The sequence below is a fragment of the Sorangium sp. So ce426 genome (assembly GCF_051475585.1).
Lineage (GTDB): Bacteria > Myxococcota_A > Polyangia > Polyangiales > Polyangiaceae > Sorangium > Sorangium cellulosum_B.
Window position 1 is genome coordinate 7,984,085 of record NZ_CP150341.1, and the last position, 19,793, is coordinate 8,003,877.

At 70.9% G+C, this 19,793-nt stretch carries 7 protein-coding genes; 4 read left to right on the plus strand and 3 right to left on the minus strand.

What is annotated here, in order from left to right:
* The first annotated feature begins 18 nt into the window (after window positions 1–18).
* Together WMF44_RS29540 and WMF44_RS29545 are read left to right on the plus strand one after the other, a co-directional pair.
* Window positions 19–6,084: an AAA family ATPase gene (locus WMF44_RS29540; RefSeq protein WP_437293395.1), complete on the plus strand. Its 6,066-nt coding sequence runs from the start codon at window positions 19–21 to the stop codon at window positions 6,082–6,084.
* Between the two features lie 107 nt (window positions 6,085–6,191).
* Window positions 6,192–6,926 (plus strand): DUF7873 family protein, encoded by a 735-nt coding sequence (locus WMF44_RS29545; RefSeq protein ID WP_437293396.1) that lies wholly within the window; start codon window positions 6,192–6,194, stop codon window positions 6,924–6,926.
* A gap of 584 nt (window positions 6,927–7,510) precedes the next feature.
* On the opposite strand, the gene WMF44_RS29550 is transcribed toward WMF44_RS29545, so the two are convergent.
* Window positions 7,511–8,041: a GNAT family N-acetyltransferase gene (locus WMF44_RS29550; protein WP_437293397.1), complete on the minus strand. Its 531-nt coding sequence runs from the start codon at window positions 8,039–8,041 to the stop codon at window positions 7,511–7,513.
* A 644-nt stretch (window positions 8,042–8,685) separates the two neighbouring features.
* Here WMF44_RS29550 and WMF44_RS29555 point away from each other — a divergent pair.
* Both WMF44_RS29555 and WMF44_RS29560 read left to right on the plus strand, forming a co-directional pair.
* Window positions 8,686–10,941, plus strand: coding sequence for a hypothetical protein (locus tag WMF44_RS29555; protein WP_437293398.1), 2,256 nt, complete (start codon window positions 8,686–8,688; stop codon window positions 10,939–10,941).
* Window positions 10,942–11,759: 818 nt separating this feature from the next.
* Window positions 11,760–12,995, plus strand: a complete 1,236-nt coding sequence (locus tag WMF44_RS29560) for a glycosyltransferase (protein WP_437293399.1) — start codon at window positions 11,760–11,762, stop codon at window positions 12,993–12,995.
* Window positions 12,996–13,150: 155 nt separating this feature from the next.
* Here WMF44_RS29560 and WMF44_RS29565 read toward each other — a convergent pair whose 3' ends face one another.
* Together WMF44_RS29565 and WMF44_RS29570 are read right to left on the minus strand one after the other, a co-directional pair.
* On the minus strand, window positions 13,151–14,305 hold the full coding sequence (locus WMF44_RS29565; RefSeq protein ID WP_437293400.1) for a serine/threonine-protein kinase: 1,155 nt from the start codon (window positions 14,303–14,305) through the stop codon (window positions 13,151–13,153).
* A 423-nt stretch (window positions 14,306–14,728) separates the two neighbouring features.
* Window positions 14,729–19,582, minus strand: coding sequence for a hypothetical protein (locus WMF44_RS29570; protein WP_437293401.1), 4,854 nt, complete (start codon window positions 19,580–19,582; stop codon window positions 14,729–14,731).
* Window positions 19,583–19,793 lie beyond the last annotated feature (211 nt).

Sequence of the window (19,793 nt, forward strand, 5' to 3'; positions counted from 1 at the left end):
CTGCCGACGATCTTGCCCATGCCAGAAAGTCCGCGCTACCTCGTGGTGGGGGTCCTGCACCAAGGTGCGGAGACGATCCTCTACCGAGCGCGGCGCGCGGAGGACGGCCGGCCGGTGGTGCTCAAGGTCCTGCGGCGCGACCACGCGAGCCCGCGCGCCCTCGGCCGGCTGCACCACGAGCACGAGCTCGCCAGGGCGCTCGACACGACGGCCGTGGTCAAGGCCCGCGCGATCGAGGTGTTCGGCGATCAGGTGGCGCTGGTCCTGGAGGACTTCGGCGGCCGCTCGATCGACCGGCTGCTCGATGGCGACGGGCCCATGCGCCCGATGCGGCCGATGTGCGGGATGTCGATCGAGCGCTTCGTCCCCCTCGCCCTCCGCCTGACCGACGCGCTGGCCGAACTGCACCGCCATCGCATCATCCATAAGGACATCAAGCCCCAGAACCTGCTCTGCAACCCCGACACCGGGGAGGTGAAGATCACCGATCTCGGCATCGCCTGCCTGCTGCCCCGCGGGTCCCAGGACCTCGCCCGCGACGGGCTCATCGAGGGCACGCTCGCCTACATGGCGCCGGAGCAGACAGGCCGGATGAACCGCTGGATCGACGAGCGGACCGACCTGTACTCCCTCGGCGTCACCTTCTACGAGATGCTGACGGGCGCGCTGCCGTTCCAGGCCAGCGATCCCGTCGCGTGGGTGCATTGCCACATCGCCCAGGCGCCGCGGCCGCCCCACGCGCTCGTCCCCTCGATTCCCCCGCTCCTGTCGGCGGTCGTGCTCAAGCTGCTCTCCAAGGCGGCCGAGGAGCGGTACCAGAGCGCGCTCGGCCTGCGCCACGATCTCGACCGGTGCTCTTCCCAGCTGCGGGCGACCGGCGCGATCGAGCCGTTCCCGCTCGGGGAGCGCGACCTCTCCGACCGGTTCCGGGTCCCGCAGCGGCTCTACGGCCGCGAGCGCGAGATCGAGGCGCTGCTCGCCGCGTTCGAGCGCGTGGTCTCGAACGGCCGGCCCGAGCTCGCGCTCGTGTCGGGTTACTCGGGCATCGGCAAGTCCTCGCTCGTCGCCGAGCTGCACAGGCCCGTCGTGCGCGAGCGCGGCGCCTTCCTCTTCGGCAAGTTCGAGCAGCTGAAGCGCGACGTCCCTTACCACGCCTTCCTCCAGGCGTTCCGGGCGCTCTTGCAGGAGATCCTGTGCGCGAGCGAGGAGCAGCTCGAGCGCTGGCGAGAGCGCCTCCGCGAGGCCGTCGGCCAGGACGGCGGTCTGCTCGCCGACGTGCTCCCCGAGCTCGCCCTGCTCCTCGGCCCGCAGCCCCCCGTGCCCGAGCTCCCGCCCACCGAGGCGCAGGGCCGGCTGCACGCGGCGCTCCAGCGCCTCGTCGCGGCGTGCGCCCGGAACGAGCACCCCGTCGCGCTCTTCCTCGACGATCTGCAATGGGCCGACGCGGCCAGCCTCCTCTTGCTCGAGCAGCTCGCCACCTACACCGGGTCCGAGCACCTCCTGCTGATCGGCGCCTACCGCGACAACGAGGTAGGCCCCGCGCACCCGCTCCGGCTCACGCTGGCCGAGGTGCAGAAGCGCGGCGCCGCCGTCTCCGAGCTCGTCCTCGCGCCGCTCTCCGCCGCCCACGTCGGGGCGCTCGTCGCCGAGGCGGTCCACGCCCGGACCGAGGAGGTCGAGCCGCTCTCCCGGCTCGTCCACGAGAAGACCGGCGGCAACCCCTTCTTCGTCCTCCAGTTCCTCTTCGAGCTGCACCAGGAAGGTCTCATCACCTTCGACGCCGAGCGGCGCGTATGGCGATGGGACATCGCCGCCATCCACGACAAGGGGTTCACCGACAACGTCGTCGAGCTGATGGTGGGCAAGCTCAAGCGGCTCTCCCTCCCGGCGCGGGACGCGCTCAAGCTCGGCGCCTGCCTCGGCAGCAGCCTGGACCTCGACACCCTCGCGATCGTCGCGCGAAGGTCGGCGGAAGCGCTCCGGGGCGCGCTCGAGGAGGCCGTGCGGGAGGGGCTGCTGCTCCGCCGGGACTCTGGTTATCGCTTCCTCCATGACCGGGTGCAGCAGGCCGCGTATTCGCTCATCCCGACCGAGCAGCTCGCCGAGGTGCACCTGCGCATCGGCCAGCTGCTCGTGAAGGCCCAGCGCCCGGGCGAGCGCGACGAGTCGCTCTTCGACGTCGTCGGCCACCTCAACCGCGGCGCCGCGCTCCTCCGCTCCCAGGTGGAGCGGGACGATCTCGCCGCGCTGAACCTCCGCGCCGGCAGGAAGGCCAAGGCCGCCGCGGCCTTCCAGTCCGCCGCCGCGCTCCTCGCCGCGGGCCTCTCCCTGCTCGCGCCAGGCCGCTGGGAGGCGCGGCACGAGCTGACCTACGAGCTGACCTTCGAGCGCGCGCACGTCGCGTACATCACCGGCGGCTTCGACGAGGCCGAGCGGCTCCTCGAAGAGCTCATGGAGCGCGCGAGGACCAGGACCGAGACGGCCGCCGCCGTCGAGCTCGCCGTCGCGCTGAACGTCACCCGAGGGCGGCACGCTCGCGCGGTGGAGATCGGGCTCGGGTGGCTCCGCGCCTGCGACATCGCGCTTCCGCTCTGCCCCAGCGACGCGCAGGTCGACGAGGAGACCGAGCACGTCTGGCGGGACCTGGGCGATCGCGCGATCGCGGACCTGGTCCACCTGCCCCGCATGACGCGTCCGGAGATCGAGAGCGCGATGGGCGTGCTGAACGGGGTGTCCCTCCCCGCGTTCTTCATGGACGCGAACCTGCACTACCTCATCGTCCTGCGCATGGTCCAGCTCAGCCTGCGCCACGGCAACGCCGACAGCTCCTCCAACGCGTACACCTTCTTCGCGAGGGTGATCGGCCCGAGGTACGGGCGGTATCAGGAAGGATATCTGTTCGGCAAGCTCGGTCACGACCTGGCGCAGAGGAGCGGCCTCCTCACCACGAGATCGGTGGTGCTCACCATGTTTGGACAGCACATCGTCTTCTGGACGCGCCATTACCGAGAGACGTATCCGTACACGCGCGCCGGCTTCAGCGCCGCGGTCGAGTCCGGCAACCTGAACGACGCCTGCTACAACTGCATGTGGGCCGAGATCTTCCCGCTGCTCTCCGGGGAGCCGCTGGAGGACGTGCTCCGCGCGGTCGAAGAGCGCCTCGGCTTCGTGCGCAGGGCCGGCTACGCGTTACCGCACCGCGTCCTCTTCAGCATCTACGCCATGATCCAGGCGCTGCGCGGGAGGCCGGCGCGCCTCTCGGCGGTGGACGGCTCGGCGCTGGATCCGCCGGCCTTCGAGGCGTCGCTCGAGGAAGGGGATCCTCCGCTCGTCCGCGCCATCCATTACAACTTGAAGGCGCAGGCGCGCTTCCTGATCGGCCCTCCCGGAGCGGCGTTCGCCGCGGTGACCCGCGGGCGCGCCGAGCACCCCTACAAGGTCGAGTCGAACGTCATCATCGCCGAGAGCTTTTATTACCTCGCGCTCTCGCTCGCGGCCCTCTCCAGCGAGGCGCATGAGGCGCGGCCCGCCCCGCGGGGGGACCTCCCCGAGGAGCTGCTCGACTGCGAGCGGCAGCTCGGCGCCTGGGCCAGGAGCTGCCCCGAGAACTTCCTCCACAAGCACGCCCTGGTCCGCGCCGAGATCGCCCGGCTCCGCGGGCAGGAACCGCAGGCGATGCGGCTCTACGAGCAAGCCATCTCCTCGGCGCGGGAGAACGGCTTCGTCCAGCACGAGGCCATCGCCTGCGAGCTCGCCGCGGGGTTCTACCGCGCGTGCGGCCTCTCCACGTCCGCCGACGCCTACCTGCGAGAGGCCCGCGCCGGCTATTTTCGCTGGGGCGCCCACGCCAAGGTGGAGCAGCTCGACCAGCGCTACCCCCACCTCGCCCCGCGCAAGCCGATCGCGCCCACCGTCACCTTCGCCGTGCGGGCCGAGCAGTTCGACGTCCTGTCGGTCGTCACCGCCTCTCAGAGCATCTCCGGCGAGCTCAAGCTCCCGCGCCTGCTGGAGATGCTGCTGCGCATCGTGGTCGAGCACGCGGGCGCCGGAGAGGGGGTCGTGCTCCTGGTCCGGGAGGATCGCCTGTCGATCGCGGCGGCGATCTCGACGTCGCGCTCGACGTCCGGCAGCGCGGCGCGGCTGCTCGACGCGGGCGAAGCGGCGGCGACCGCGCTGCCGCAGTCGGTCCTCAACTACGTTCGCCGCAGCCACGAGCGCGTGCTGCTCGACGACGCCGCCGGGCGGCACCCGTTCTCGGAGGACGCCTATTTCAAGCAGCGGGGGGCGGGATCGGCGCTGTGCCTCCCGATCGTGCGGCAGGCGCGGCTGCTCGGCCTGCTCTACCTGGAGAACAGGCTCATCACCGGGGCGTTCACGCCCGGGCGGCTCACCGTGCTCGAGCTGCTCGCCTCGCAATCGGCCATCTCGCTCGAGAACGCCATCCTCTATGCCGACATCGAGCAGGAGAACGCCGAGCGGCGCCGGGCGGAGCGGGAGCTCCAGGCCAACCAGAAGACGCTCCAGGCCATCGTCGACAACTCCGCTGCATCCATCTACCTCAAGGATCGCGACGGCCGGTATCTGCTCGCCAACTGCCACGCGGAGAGCGCCGTCGGGCTGCCGCGCCATGAGCTGCTCGGAAAGACCGACGCCGAGGTCTTTCCTGCTTCGACCGCCGAGCTGCTCCGTGACAACGACAGGAAGGTGCTCGACGCGGGCGAGCCGCTGCAGTGCGAGGAGGAGATCTTGCTGAACGACGGGCCGCACACCTTCCTGTCGGTCAAGTTCCCGCTCGGCGAGCGGGTCATGCCCGGCGTGCTCTGCGGCATCTCCACCGACATCACCCAGCGCAGGCGGGCCGAGCTCGCCGAGCGCTTCCTCGCCGAGGCGAGCCGCAAGCTCATGGCCCTCGGCTACGGCGCCACCCTCGACAGCGTCGCGCAGCTCGCCGTGCCCGAGCTGGCCGATCAGTGCGTCATCGACGTGGATCTCGCTCGCGGCGCCCCGGGACACACGATCGCCACGGGCGCACCTGCCGAGCTCGCGGGGGCGGTGCTCGACGCGCTGCAGCCGCTCTCGGCGGCGTCGCTGCAACGCCCCGAGGTGGGCGACGTCCGCGCCGCGCCCCTCCTCGAGCCGCTCGGCGTTCACTCCTTGCTCCGCGCTCCGCTCCTCGCGCGCGACCGGTGCTTCGGCGTCATGACCCTGCTGGCGACCGCGCCCCGGCGCCGCTACGGCCCCGCCGACCTGTGGCTGGCCCAGGAGCTGGCGAGCCGCGCCGCGCTCGCCCTCGACAACAGCCGCCTGTTCGCCGAGGCCCAGGAGGCCATCGAGCGCCGGAACGAGTTCCTCCTCGTCGCCTCGCACGAGCTCAAGACCCCGCTCACCTCGCTCAAGATGCAGGCCCACCTCCTCGCCCGGCTCCTGCCCCGCTTCCAGCGCGCCGAGGTCGCTCCGGAGCGCATCGACGCCGCGATCCAGGTCCTGAGCCGCCAGATCGCGCGCCTCGCCCACCTGGTCAACGAGCTGCTCGACGTCACCCGCCTCAACGCCGGCCGGCTCACCCTCGCGCGCGCCCCCCTCGACCTGGCGGCCCTGACGCGCGAGGTCGTCGAGCGGATGCACCAGCAGCTCGACGACGCCTGCTGCCGCACCCAGCTCGAGCTGGAAGGGCCTGTGGTGGGCAACTGGGACGCTTCTCGCATGGAGCAGGTCCTCATCAACCTCCTGTCCAACGCGATCAAGTACGGCGCCGGGGCCCCCATTCACGTCGTCGTGCGCGGCGATGGCGATCGCGCGCTGCTCGCCGTCCGCGATCACGGCATCGGCATCACGGAGACCGACCAGGCCAGGATCTTCGAGCGCTTCGAGCGCGCCGTCTCTGCCCGCAGCTTCGGCGGCCTCGGCCTCGGCCTCTACATCGTGCGGTGGATCGTCACCTCCCACGGCGGCACCATCCGCGTCGAGAGCGAGCCGGGCGCGGGCGCCGCGTTCATCGTCGAGCTCCCCTTGCGCCCGGCCGAGGCGGAGACGGCGGCCGAGGGCGCAGGCCAAGGAGAAGGCGCCCTGCTCCCATCGGCCTAGGCGCTCACGCGCTCACGACAGCGCTCCCCGGGCCCATTGCTGGCTCGCGCGACGGCGCTGACAGGCGCTTTGCTCCTCTGATAGGGTGGTCCTCCCAGGAGACCGCCATGCCTCGCTTGAACCAGATCATCGCCATCGAGAAGGGCGTCAAGGCCCGCTCCCACCAGCGCCTCACCGAGGCGCACCACGCGCTGCAGAAGCCGGCGTTGCTCTCCGGGATCTCGCGCACCTACCGGTCGAAGGACGAGGAGGGCGAGCAGCTCCCGCCCGAGGCGACGAGGGTGCAGGCGAAGGCCGAGGACATCATCCGGAGCACCGCCGACATCCTGGGCGAGCTCTTCGACGTCACGGCCACCAAGGACTATGCGAACTGCAAGGCCCGCGCGGACGTGGTCGTCGACGGCAAGGTGCTCCTCGCGGGGGCGCCCGTGACTTACCTGCTCTTCCTGGAGAAGCAGCTCGTCGACATGAACACCTTCATCAAGAAGCTGCCGGTGCTCGACGCGTCGGAGAGCTGGACGTTCGATCCCTCCGCGGACTCCTGGGCGACGGAGCCGGTGCAGACGGCGCGGACCAAGAAGATCCCGCGCAACCACGTCAAGGCCGAGGCGACGGACAAACACCCGGCGCAGGTGGAGGTCTATCACGAGGACGTGGTCGTCGGTTACTGGAAGACGGTCAAGTTCTCGGGCGCGCTGCCTGCGCGGCGCATCAACGAGCTGCTCGATCGCGTGGAGAAGCTGCAAAAGGCGGTCAAGTTCGCCCGCGAGGAGGCGAACAACCAGACGGTCGAGGAGCAGAAGGTCGGCGCCGCCGTCCTCGGGTTCCTCTTTGGCGCCTGACGCGTGCCTGACGCGTGCCTGACGCGCACCTGACGCTCGCCGCCCCGGCCCCGGCCCCGGCCCCGGCCGCGCTTGCGCCGCGGCCGCCGGAGCGATATCGTGGCCGCGGAGTGCAAGTTGAAGCTCAAGCTCAGCTTGATGGGCACGGCGCCCAAGCGCAGGTTCGAATCCTGCCCCCGCCACCTCATTTTCTCTCGCGGCGGGGTAGCCCAGCTCGGAAGAGGCAGCGCCGGCCCGTTCAATGGTCTCAAGCTCTCACTCCAGGCTCGAGCATTCGCCGCCGATCACCCAATCGAACGGGAGGAGGCTTGAATCGTCGGATGCTGGTTCAATTCCAGCCTGGCCAGCCCGCGCCACGGTGAGGCGTCGCCTCTCCTCGCGCGGCGCCGGGGCGCTCCCGCCCCGGCGCGCGGTCCATGATGGCCGGTAGTTCAATGGCAGAACACGGCGGTGTAAGGACTGACCTTCGACCTTAAACGTGTGGGTGTGCGCAGATGGCGGCAAACCGAGGCCCGGGGCTAGGCCACAGTCCCGGGTCTCACCTATTTCAGGGGCCTCCGGGTCGGGCGGAGCGCGCCGGCGGCTCAGGCCTTCAGGAGGAGCTCGAACCCTTCGGCCACGAGCCCCTTGAACACGGTCGGCCCCGTCCGGCGGAATCCTAGCTTTTCCAGCACCCTGACCGACGCGACGTTCTCGAGCATCGCGTGCGCGACGAGGCGTGAGAGCCGGAGCTCCTCGACCGCGTACCGGATGCACGCGGCGGCCGCCTCCGTGGCGTAGCCTCTGCCCCAGTGCTCGCGGAAGAAGCGGTACCCGAGGTCCGCGACCTCGAGGTCGTCGTGCCACCTGAGGCCGCACCAGCCTAGCTTTTCCGCCGTCTTCCGGTCCGAGACGATGAACCGGCCCATGCGGAAGTCCTCGAACTGGCGCGCGAGCCGCTCGACGACCGCGCGCGCTTCGTCCTCGCACGCGAACGCGGCATCGCCGGTGTAGCGGACCACTTCGGGATCCGAGTTCAGCTCCATCATGAACGGGACGTCCGACCGCCGGTGGGGGCGGAGGCGCAGGCGCTCCGTCAAGAGGAGGGCGTCGTCGTCGGTGTCGAGGCCGGGCACCCGGCGATGTTACCCGGTCCGCCACGTGTTCGCCATTTCCTGTCGCGTGCGCGGCCGTCTCCTGATTCTCGCGTTGGTGCTCCCTCCGCGCCATTGCGTGCTCCCGTGCGCGAGCTGCTGTCTTTCCACGCGTTCGCCCTGCTCTGCTCTCGATATCTGCAATACCCCGACTTCGCTCGCGGGCGCGGCATTTCCCCGGAGCGAGCGCGAATCAGCGCCGATTGCTCGACACGGATCGCGGCTGTCAACCCCTCCTCGGGGGCTTGGTGAACCGCCCCCATCAACTTAGGATCGCTCCAGACACAGCGGGTTGGCGACTGGAGCCTTCGAGCGCTGGCGGCACCTGGTCACGCCCGCGTCGTGGCGTGGCCTGTCGGGTGCCGCATCGACGAATCGCCCTGACTTTTCGTGCCGGCAATTGGTGGGACTCTCATCGAGAAGTCGGTGCGGGGCACGGGCGGAGATCCGTCCCGGAGTCGGCCTTCGCCCGAATCACTCGCCTGCTGGGCTCCACCTCATCTGAACGCGGCTGTCTGCGGGATCGAGCGCATTGAAGCTCGGAATCGATAGAAAGGCGGAGTCACATGCGAAAGTATCGAGCGAGTGCGGTTTCTGCTGGAATCCTCGCCGGGTTTACCGGAGTGATGGCCAGCGCAGGCGCGAGCTGGGCCGGCGATTCGCGAGACGTCAAGGCGGAGGCCAGGGCGTCCGACGAGGTCGGGCACCACGTACCCGGCAAGGGCAAGGGGTTCGTGGGACAGCAGTTTCAGCAGTATCAGAAGGGGGAGCGCGGTCCCCAGGGGCCCATGGGGCAGCGGGGGCCCGCTGGGCCGCAGGGCGAGCGCGGTCCTCAGGGTCCGCAGGGGCCCAAGGGTGAGCGCGGCGAGCCCGGCCCGCAGGGGACGGCAGGCAGCGCGGGGCTCATCGGTCCCCAGGGCCTCCAGGGCTTCAAGGGCGTCGACGGCGCGCGTGGTCCGCAGGGGCCCAAGGGTGAGCGCGGCGAGCCCGGCCCGCAGGGGCCGGCAGGCGCCGCGGGGATCATCGGTCCCCAGGGCTTCAAGGGCGTCGACGGCGCGCGCGGTCCGCAGGGGCCCAAGGGTGAGCGCGGCGAGCCCGGCCCGCAGGGGCCGGCAGGCACCGCGGGGATCATCGGTCCCCAGGGCCTCCAGGGCCTCAAGGGCGTCGACGGGGCGCGTGGTCCTCAGGGACCCGCGGGGCCCATGGGTCCCAAGGGCGAGATGGGTCCTCAGGGCCTCAAGGGCGCTGACGGCGCGCGTGGTCCGCAGGGGCCGGCAGGGGCGGTGGGGCTCATCGGCCCCCAGGGCCTCCAGGGCTTCAAGGGCGCTGACGGCGCGCGTGGTCCACAGGGTCCCAAGGGAGCCATGGGTCCCAAGGGCGAGATGGGTCCTCAGGGGCCGGCGGGGCTCATCGGTCCTCAGGGCCTCAAGGGCGCTGACGGCGCGCGTGGTCCGCAGGGACCCGCGGGGCCCATGGGTCCCAAGGGCGAGATCGGTCCTCAGGGGCCGGTGGGGCACATCGGTCCTCAGGGCCTCAAGGGCGCTAACGGCGCGCGTGGTCCGCAGGGGCCGGTAGGGCCCAAGGGCGAGATGGGTCCCCAGGGGCCGGTAGGGCCCAAGGGCGAGATCGGTCCTCAGGGGCCGATGGGGCCCAAGGGCGAGATCGGTCCTCAGGGCCTCAAGGGCGCTGACGGCGCGCGCGGTCCGCAGGGGCCGGCAGGGCCCAAGGGCGAGCGTGGCGAGCGCGGCCTCCAGGGCCCCGCGGGGCTCGTCGGTCCTCAGGGCCTCCAGGGCCTCAAGGGCGCCGACGGCGCTCACGGCCTCAAGGGCGCCGACGGCGCGCGTGGTCCGCAGGGCCCCGCCGGACCCAAGGGCGAGCGCGGCCTCCAGGGCCCCGCGGGGCTCGTCGGTCCTCAGGGCCTCCAGGGCCTCAAGGGCGCCGACGGCGCTCACGGCCTCAAGGGCGCCGACGGCGCGCGCGGTCCGCAGGGCCCCGCCGGACCCAAGGGCGAGGTCGGTCCTCAGGGGCCGGCCGGACCCAAGGGCGAGCGCGGCCCCGCGGGGCTCGTCGGTCCTCAGGGCCTCCAGGGCCTCAAGGGCGAGCGCGGCCCCGCGGGGCTCGTCGGTCCTCAGGGCCTCCAGGGCCTCAAGGGCGCCGACGGCGCTCACGGCCTCAAGGGCGCCGACGGCGCGCGCGGTCCGCAGGGCCCCGCCGGACCCAAGGGCGAGGTCGGCCCCCAGGGGCCGGCCGGACCCAAGGGCGAGCGCGGCGAGCGCGGCGAGCGCGGCCCCGCGGGGATCGTCGGTCCTCAGGGCCTCCAGGGCCTCAAGGGCACCGACGGCGCTCACGGCCTCAAGGGCGCCGACGGCGCGCGCGGTCCGCAGGGCCCCGCCGGACCCAAGGGCGAGGTCGGCCCCCAGGGGCCGGCCGGACCCAAGGGCGAGCGTGGCGAGCGCGGCCCCGCGGGCCCCGCGGGGATCGCCGGTCTCCAGGGTCTCCAGGGCCTCAAGGGCATCGACGGCGCGCGCGGTCTTCAGGGCCTCACTGGACCCAGGGGCGAGCGTGGCCCCCAGGGGCCGGCCGGAGCGCCTGGGCTCGTGAAGATCCGCGTGGTCTCCGTGACGCGCGAGGCGTCGCCCGCGAGCGCGTCCGTCAACGTCAAGGCGCTCTGCGACGCGGGTGAATTCGTGCTCGGCGGCGGATTCTCGATCTCCGGCAGCGCCCAGGCGACGAGCAGGGTTGTCGAGAACTCGCCGTTCGACCCCACCGAAGGCCGCGCGGGCTGGACATCGACCGCCGTGTTCGAGAGCGGCTTCGGCAAGAAGGCGCAGACGGTGTCGTTGACCACCTACGCCGTGTGCGCCGAGCTGTCCGAGCGCTGATCCCGAAAGACCGGCGGGCCATGCTCGCGTGAGCACGAGCCCATCTGTCGAGCAGCTGTCCCCCGCCCGTCCACCGTGACCGCGAGGGCGGGGGACAGCTGGCTCCGCACCTCACCGGTGCTCCCCACACGCCGCACGCCGCACAGCGGCCCACCGTGCCATCGCCGCACAGCCCCACCTGCCACCCCGCCCGCATAGAGCACCGCGGTCCGCCCGTGCTCCCAGGAGCACGATCCGCGACGCCGCCGGGCCCAATCGCAGCCCTCCCCCGAACCCCTTACACCGCCGGATCAGCGGCCCGCGTTCCCAGGGGACACCATCACCCGCACATACACCCACAAAAGACGACACCCTCACCGTCGCGGCATCGAGGGTGCAGATGTCCTGCCGGCACGCGTGAGGCAGCTTGCACGCTTTTCGCATGAATTCCTGCCGGTGGCCTGCATGAACATCGGACTCTTCCACGTTCCGAAAAAAATGCGCGGTTTCCGGCATTTCTACCGGAACATCGGCGTGGCATCGCTGCTGTCCTGGATCAGGGAGAGCCGCCCTGGCACGCACGTGGAGCCGCCGCGACGCTCTTTGTCACAGCTGTTGCCATCTGCCACAGGCGCGATCACACGTAGTCACCGGACGGGCCGATGAAGACATCCCCTCACGTCAATCCAGCGGTACCCAGCATATCGAGGGGACACACAGAGAAATCTCCTCGCTCCGTAGATGCTGTGGTAATTTGCCCCCCTGGGCACGCGGACACGAAGGAGGGGTTTCTCTCAGGTCGGACCACATGCGCCCGAAGCGCACCCCAGAGGGGAACCATGAGCATAGATTACGATATGAAGACCACCGAGCATGCGACGATGACCGGAGCACGCCACGACCGCCTCGTGATCGCACACGTACTGAACTCCTTCCAGGTGGGCGGCGCCGAGCAGGTCGTGGTGGATCTGGCCGCGCTGCAGCGCGCCGCGGGACATGAGGTGATGGTCGTGGGCATCGAGACGAACCCCGACGGGCCGCGCGCGGCGCAGCTCCGGGAGCGCGACGTCGCGGTGCACATGCTGCCGAAGCGCTCCGGCTTCGACCTCAAGCTCCCCGGGAAGCTCGCGGCGTTCTTCGCCAAGCACGGTGTCTCGATCGTGCACTCGCACAATCAGCTGCCGCTCATCTACGCCACGGCCGCGGGCCGGCTGCACCGTGTGCCTGTGTGCCACACGCTGCACGGCGCCATGTTCGATCAGGGGCGCAGGGCGTGGCTGCGGCACATGGCCGCCAGGCTCGCCGACGCGCACGTGGCCGTGTCGCAGTCCACGGCCGACTTCATGCTGAAGCACAAAGAGGTACCGAGCTCGAAGCTTCATGTGGTCTTGAATGGAATCGACCTCTCCCGTTTCAGGCCGGACGCCGCAGCCCGGCACCGCATCCGGGCCGAGCTCGGGATCCCCCAGGACGCGTGGGTCGCCGGGGCGGTCGGCCGCCTGTCGCAGGTCAAGAACCACGCGCTCCTGCTCCGCGCGGCCGCGGGGATCCTGTCGGGCGACTCGGGCAACGCGCGCCTCCTCCTGGTCGGAGACGGGCCGGAAGCCGCCTCGCTGCGCGCCCTCGCCGAAGAGCTCGGCATCAGCGACCGCGTCGTCTTCGCGGGCGAACGGCACGACGTGCCGGGGCTGCTCGCCGCGAGCGACGTCTTCGTCCTGTCGTCGAAGTCCGAGGGTCTGCCGCTCTCCATGGTGGAGGCCATGGCGACCGGGTTGCCGGTGGTCTCGACCGCCGTGGGTGGCATCCCTGCCCTGATCGCCGACGGGGAGACGGGCTTCCTCGTCCCGTCGGACGACGAGGGCGCGCTCGCCGCCAAGCTCGCCGCGCTCAAGGGGGATCCCGTGCAGTCCGCGGCGATGGGCAAGCGCGGAAGGAAGCTCGCGCTGCGGCGCTACTCGGCCGAACGCATGATGGCGAGCTACATGGATATCTACGAGACCCTCCTCGCCCGGCGCGAGTCGGAGCGGCGAGGCGTGCTGCGGCCGAGCGAGCTGCTCGCAGGCCTGAGCGCATAACCCGGCGAGCCGCTCGCAGGCTCGCCCCCATCACCCGGCGAGCCGCTCGCAGGCTCGCCCCCATCACCCGGCCACACACCCAGGGCGAAACGCAAACGGCGCGGCAAGCGCGTCGCCCGCCGCCGCGGGCAGGCCGTCGCCGCCTCGGGCTCGCTTCACGGCACGCGAGGGATCGTCGAGCGCGCGCGCGCGTTCGTCGCGAGCGACGGCGGCGACGAGAGCGCCGCCGCACGAGAAAGCCGCGCCTGGGGACGACCCGAAGGCGGCCGTTCGTCCAGCGCGCAGGGGTCGCGCAGGTCCGTCACCGGCGCGAGCGTGCTCCGGGGTGACGGCACCAGCGTGCTCCGGGGTGACGGCACCAGCGTGCTCCGGGGTGGTGGCACCAGCGTGCTCCGGGGCGGCGGCACCAGCGTGCTCCGGGGTGGCGCGAGCGCGAGCGCGGCATGCGCCTCGCGCACAGCGGCCAGCATCGACCGCGCATCCGGCCAGCGATCCGCCTGCGCGAACTCGAGCGCGCGGTCCACCACCCGCACAACGGCCGGAAGCATCGACGGCGCGATCCGCGCGAGCGACGGAATCGGGCAGGTCATCCTCAGGAAGAAGAGCTCGTTGACGGTCGGCGCCTCCTGGACGTATCGGTCCGTCAGCAGCGAGAACATCGTCGCGCCCAGCGCCCAGAGGTCTGTCCGCGCATCGACGAGATCCCAGCGCGCGCGGGCCTGCTCGGGCGGCATGTACGCCGGCGTGCCCATCGCGCGGAGCCCCACGAGGGAGGTTTGCCCCGAGGGGGCCCGCAGGCGCGCGATGCCGAAATCGAGGATCTTCACCCCGCGCTCTCGCGTGAGGAAGATGTTGTCAGGCTTCAGATCCCGGTGAACGACGCCCCTCGCGTGCGCGGCCTCGAGCACCTCCAGGATCTGCTCGCTCACGGAGAGGACCTCGGCCGGCGGGAGCGGGCCCCTCTGCGCCTTCCAGCGCTGGAGGAGGCTCTCTCCCTCGAGGAGCTCCATCACGAGGAACGGCGATCCATCCTCGGTCACGTCGTCCGCGATCACCGCGGCGACCCCCGGGTGATCGAGGGTCTGCGCGATGGCCTTCTCGCGCAGGAACCGCGCGCGATCGCCCCGATCCCTCGCCCGCTCGGGGTGCAGCAGCTTGATCGCGGCCCGCTGGCCCCTGCGGTGCGTCGCGGCATAGACGGCCGCCATCCCGCCGAGGCCGATCAGCGCGTCCAGCCGCCACGCGCCGTTGAGCGACGTTCCCACCCGCGCCTGCGCTCTCTGGACGTGCGTGACATTCTCGAACTCCATCGCTGGTCCTCTCCGTACCTCGAGCCAGCGGCGCCCCCGGCGCTCGCGGCGCGGGAGAGCCACTCTGCTCTGCGTTTCCCGTGTCCCGGCGGCGGCGCTACGATCGAATCCGCGCGCCACGACGGCAGGCCCGGGTTGCAGCTCGTCGGCACCGCGACCCGCCCGGCCGTCCTGCGTCACCGACACAGGAGCCGCATGGGGTGGGCGCTCTCCAGCAGCACGTCATTTCATGGAAAAGTTCAGCAAAACCCGAGCCACGCCGGCGCACCCGGAGCGCCGCGGTGAACGCGCCACCGCGTGTGGCGAATCGCCCCCTTGCGGCAAAATGCCCCGACCCTTGTGGCGTCGCCAGGCGGTCCGCCTCGTCATCGTGAGACTGCCATCGGATGTGCTCGGATGTGCTCGGTATCGTGAGGCCTGGGTTCAGTGGAGGCCCTTCATCGTCGGATCACCCAGCTTGAACGCCCCCAGCGCTTGCCGGATGAAGGCGGGCACCGAGAGGTAGCTCTCGAGCGCGCCGCAAGCGCGGTTCGAGGAGCATGTGCACGCGTAGAAATCGCTGAAATCGTCGTCGTCCGCGTCGGCGTCCGCCTTGCAGCCGTCCACGCCCTCCCGCAGGACCTCGCCGTCGTCCGCGATGGCGGCGATCGTCGGATCCCACCGCACGATCGGCTGCCCTGTCTCCGGGTTCGGCTTCACCTTGTGCCAGTCCGCCTTGCCGTCGCCGTCGAGGTCGGGCCCCGGCTCGGTGACATACGCCTTGGCCAGGAGCTCATTGCCATACTCCAGGACGCGCGCGCCGATGCCCTTCTGCACGATCTTGCCAAAGACGGTCTCGGTCCCGTAGGCCTTCGCCACGAACACCTTCCCGGACGGGTGGTGGAGCTCGATCCGGTCCGGGAAGCCGGGATCGGCGTCTGCCCCGGCCTCCCAGACGTGCATCATGTCCAGCCACTTCTGCTTCTGGTTCTCGGGCAGGTAGAGCAGGGTCCACGCGATGAGGAACTTCTGCTGCTCCCAGCCGATCTGCGGGTCGAGGATGGCGACCTTGGCCGGGGCCCGCGGGTTCCACGGCGCGCTGTCGGGCGCGCCATAGGAGCTGCAGACGATGCTCCCGGCCGCGGGGAAGCAGCTCTCCGGCCCGCTCTCGGCCCACCACGAGGTCCAGCCGAGCGCGCCGGCCGGATACCCGCTCGCGTCCCGGACCGGCCGGCCGCGCTGGTCCGCCTCGACGCGCACGCCCTTGAGGGCGTCGTCGCCCGTGAGGTTGTTGGCGAGCCAGCGGCGGTACCCTTCCGGGAAGACGTCGGCGAGCGAGACCGCCCGGTAGCGCGCGTCGAGGAAGTCGTGCCGCGAGTCGCTGATGAAGTTGTCGACCGACTCGGTCATCAGCATCGACACCCACGCCTTGTCGTAATAGGCCCCGGCGTTCATCGTGTACGACGAGTCGTACTCGCCCTTGTCCGCCGCGAGCGCGTTCTCGAGCGGCTTGCCCCCGACGGCGATATCACCGAAATAGCCCGTCGCGCCGTTCGGGACGACCACCAGCGGCTCCCCGGGATCGCCGAACACGTCGCTCGATGACCGGAGGACGTTGTCCCCGTCCGGCAGGAAGTGCTCCCCCGGCTGCGGGCGCGCCATCTGGAGCGAGAAGTGATCGAACGCGATCCCGGCCGCAAGGGTGTTCTCCTTGAAGAGGCTGTTCGCGGCCTGGACCCAGAACGTGTCGAAATCGTAGCCGCGGTCCAGCGCGAACTCGCGGTAGATGTTCATGATGAGCCCGAGGCCCTTCGCGCCGTCGCGCATCTTCGCGTTGTACCGGTTCAGGGTCCGCTCCGACGCCGCGCGCACGCTGAAGGCCTGCCGGCCGCGGCGGTAGTTGTCGAAGATGTGGTTCACCTCCTGCTGCGTGACGAAGAAATTGAAGAGCTCGTAGGCGTCCGCCCCGTTGTCGTGCCGGTACACGCTCAGGTTGCCGAGGTCGGCCCACCGGTCGGTCGCGAAGCCGTAGGGCAGGCGGGTCCGCCCCGCCGGGTCCACCGAGGGTCCCTTCACGTCCTCCGGCGTCTCCAGCGCGCGCCAGGTGACATAATCGACCTTCTGCTGCCGGCACCGCGTGGTCTTGCCGTCGATCGACACGAGCAGGCCGTCGAGCAAGGGGTGCCAGACGCCGTCCAGCTCCTCGTCCCAGTCCGAGGGCACGAACGCGCTCGGGTCGACCTCGACGCAGCTGCGCGGCGTGATCAGCTCGTACTTGCTCTGCAGCTCGGAGTAATGGATGTCCTCGTCGTCGTACTCGGGCTGGATGCCGAGGACGCCGCCGAAATCGTCGATCTTCGCGAGCACGCCCTTGCCGCGCGGGGTGGTCGCCTTGTAGCTCGGGTCGGCGTGCACGGCGACGGCATCGCCGTAGAAGAGGCGGGCCGCGGCGAAATCATAGGCGCCGAGCCCGATGAGGTCCTGCGTGGGCTCGCCGGCATAATCCATCGCCGACGACTGCATGAACATCCAGATCAGGTTCTTCCGCTCGTTCTCGGTGACGGGGTCGTAATACCTCGGCCCGACGCAGGCCTCGCCGTCCTCCGAGAGCGTCTCGCACGGCGTCTTCACCCGTCCATCGCTCGTGCGGAGCTGCCAGTACTGCGGCCGGTAGCCCCAGGCGTCGGAGGAGCTCACGAAATTGTGCCGCAGCCCGACGGAGTGGCCCATCTCGTGGAGGATCACCGAGGTGTGCGCCCGCTGCGCGAGGTAGCGCCGCATGGCCTCGGCGCGCCGCGCCTTCTGCGCGGCGTCCCCCTCGCCGAAGCGCCCGTGCTTGCTCGCGAATTTCTCCTCGAGGAGGTCCGCCAGGTCGGCGGTCGCGAGCGGCGCCGGCGCCTCGTGCATCACGCACGCGCCGCGCTCGGCGAGCGCGATCTCCTTCAGGTTCGCGAGCTCGCGCCGCACGCTCGGGTTCGCCCCTCGGAGCGGCGACGCGAGGCGCATCACCTCGTCCGTGAGCGGCAGCCCCGCGACGCCGGTGAGCTCCTGGATCGCCTTCGTCGTGAGCTCGGCCTCGAGCTCGGTGCCCGCCGCGGCCCTGCGGCGCGCCTCGTAGATCCCGCGCATGCTGTCGGGCGCCGTGGCGTCGGCCGCGATGCCGCGCACCTCCTTCGAGAGCCGCCGGAGGCTCTCGCGCAGCGCCGGGTTCTGCGCCATCTGGCCGGTGCCCTCGGAGACGGCCGCCTCGTCCACCCCGGCGGACCGGGCGATCCGCCGCCCGAGCTCCTCCCGCGTCAGCCGCGGCAGCGCGCCGCCCCGCGAGGCGCCCTCGCTCGCCTGCGCCCAGTCCCGGACGTAATCGCCGTCGGTCACCTCTTCGGTCTTGAGCTCTCCCTTGATGTAGCGGGCCGTGTCCACGACGCCCTGGCTCCAGATGTCGCTGACGTGGGTCCAGACATTGATGCTCGCCGCGACCTTCTCGCCGGTGAGCGGGTCCTCCGAGTCGCTGTAGATGCCCCAGGCGGAGGGCGATTGCGGCGCCTCGAAGTTGTTGATCTGGTGATAGCGCAGGTCGCCGATCCGCGCGTTCAGCGCCTCGCGGCACGCCCCCATCAGCGCGGGGTCCCGCCCTGCTTCCTTGCGGCGCTCGTCGCTGCACATCCTGGCGGTCACGCCCGCCGGGAGCCGCGGACCGCCGCACGCCTCGGGGTCGTCCGCCTCGACGGGGCTGTGACAGAGCACGATCATCTCGGGCATCTTCGCGAGCGCGATGACGCCCCTCGAGGTCCCGCGCCGCGCGCCGATCTCGTCGGCGAGGGCCTCGCAGGGCTGCCCCTCGCGCGCCGCGCCGCGCCGGCACGCGTCGACCTCGCGCGAGAGCGCGATGGCGTCGGCGTCATCGTCCATCTGCCCGTCGTAGACAGGGAACGCCTCGCCGCAGCGCGCCGCGTCCCCGTGCGTCCGGACGCACTCGGTGTACTTGGCGGTCACGACGGCGCTGCGCAGGGCGACGTCCCACTCGTGGGCGGCCATGTCCGTGGCGACGAAATAGTCGGGGTTGCTGTCCGAGGTGACGTACCACGCCTGCGGCACGGCCTCGCGCCGCTGGTAGGGCAGGGTGCACCGTTGCTTGAAGGTGTCGCACCGCGAGCCGGGCCCCACCGCCTCCATCCCGCCATCCCGGGCCATCGAGGCCCCGGTGACGACCTCGCACTCGTCCTCGGTCCCGTTCCGGTCCTGGTCGCGGTGCGGATCTGCGCCGGCGGGGGTGGTCTCGGGGGTGAAGCACGGGATCTCGCCCGTCATGCTCTCTGGATCGTCGTAGTAGTGGCTGCGTTCCCAGATGTTGTAACGGGAGATCATGCGGTGCCACTTGGCGTCGCTCATGCCGTAGTTGCGGGCGTAGCCGAAGCGCTCTCGCACGAAGGCGCCGAACGCCCGGAACCGGTACCCGTCCCACTCGGCCGGCTCGTAGTCCCGATCGACGACGCGCCGGAACGACTGCCGGAGGGTGATCTCGACGGGGTTGCACGATCCGACCGGCGCGGTGCCGCCCGTGAAGTCCGTGTCGAGCATGCAGGCCGGGAAGCTGTCGATGCCCCACCCGAGGTGGCTGAGATCGACGAGCTGGGGCACCGCGAAGGCCTTGTTGGTGACGTCGAAATACCCCTCCTCGGGGTCGAAATGGGGCGCGTCAGGGTGGCTCGGGTCGCTGACGTAGTAGGAGAGCGGCTCGTACTGCACGCCGCCGTAGACGCCGATGAGCGACAGCGTGTCGAAGTCGTAGGAGTCGACGTTCAGGTTCTTCGACCAGTCGACCCGCATGTACTCGCGCTCAACCCATGGACGGTCGGTCGTATTTTCGACGATGACGTTGCTCTCTTCCCCCGTCGCTCGGTTGTAATCGCGCTGGACGTCGAAGTGGGAGAGGATCTTGTAGGCGACGACCACGACGCCATCGTCCGTGGCGGAGCCGGCGCCCTTGCCGTCGCTGTCGTTCACGCGCTCGTAGGTGAGGCGCCCGAGCAGGAGGTCTTCCTGGATGATCCACTTGATGCGCGCGACATCGGCCTGAGCGTACGAGGAGGAGAAGAGCCCGTCCTGCGAGGCGCCGTAGCCCACGTCGACCACCGTGGTCCGCGCCCAGAACTCGGGATCGTCCTCCCTGCTCTGCAGATCGGCGCCGACGAAGAACGATTTCGCCAGCGCGTTCGCCTGAACCTGGCTGATGGCCGGCCGCTCCTCGGCGCAGCCCGCGATCGAGCACACCGCTGCCGCGAGCAATGCCTGTCTCACGATCCACCTCATCGCAGAGTCCTCCTCTGGCAGCTCGGTCCCGAGCGCGAATGCCCCCATGAGAACCTCGGCCCGAGTCGCCGCGACGACCGCCCCGGTCGCGCGGGGGGCGGGCCTGCTCGCCCACGCCGGCACCGCGGCATACCACGTACCACGCGCGCCACACCCTCGCCATTCCTGGACAATCCACGGGCATTCAATGCCATTTCGC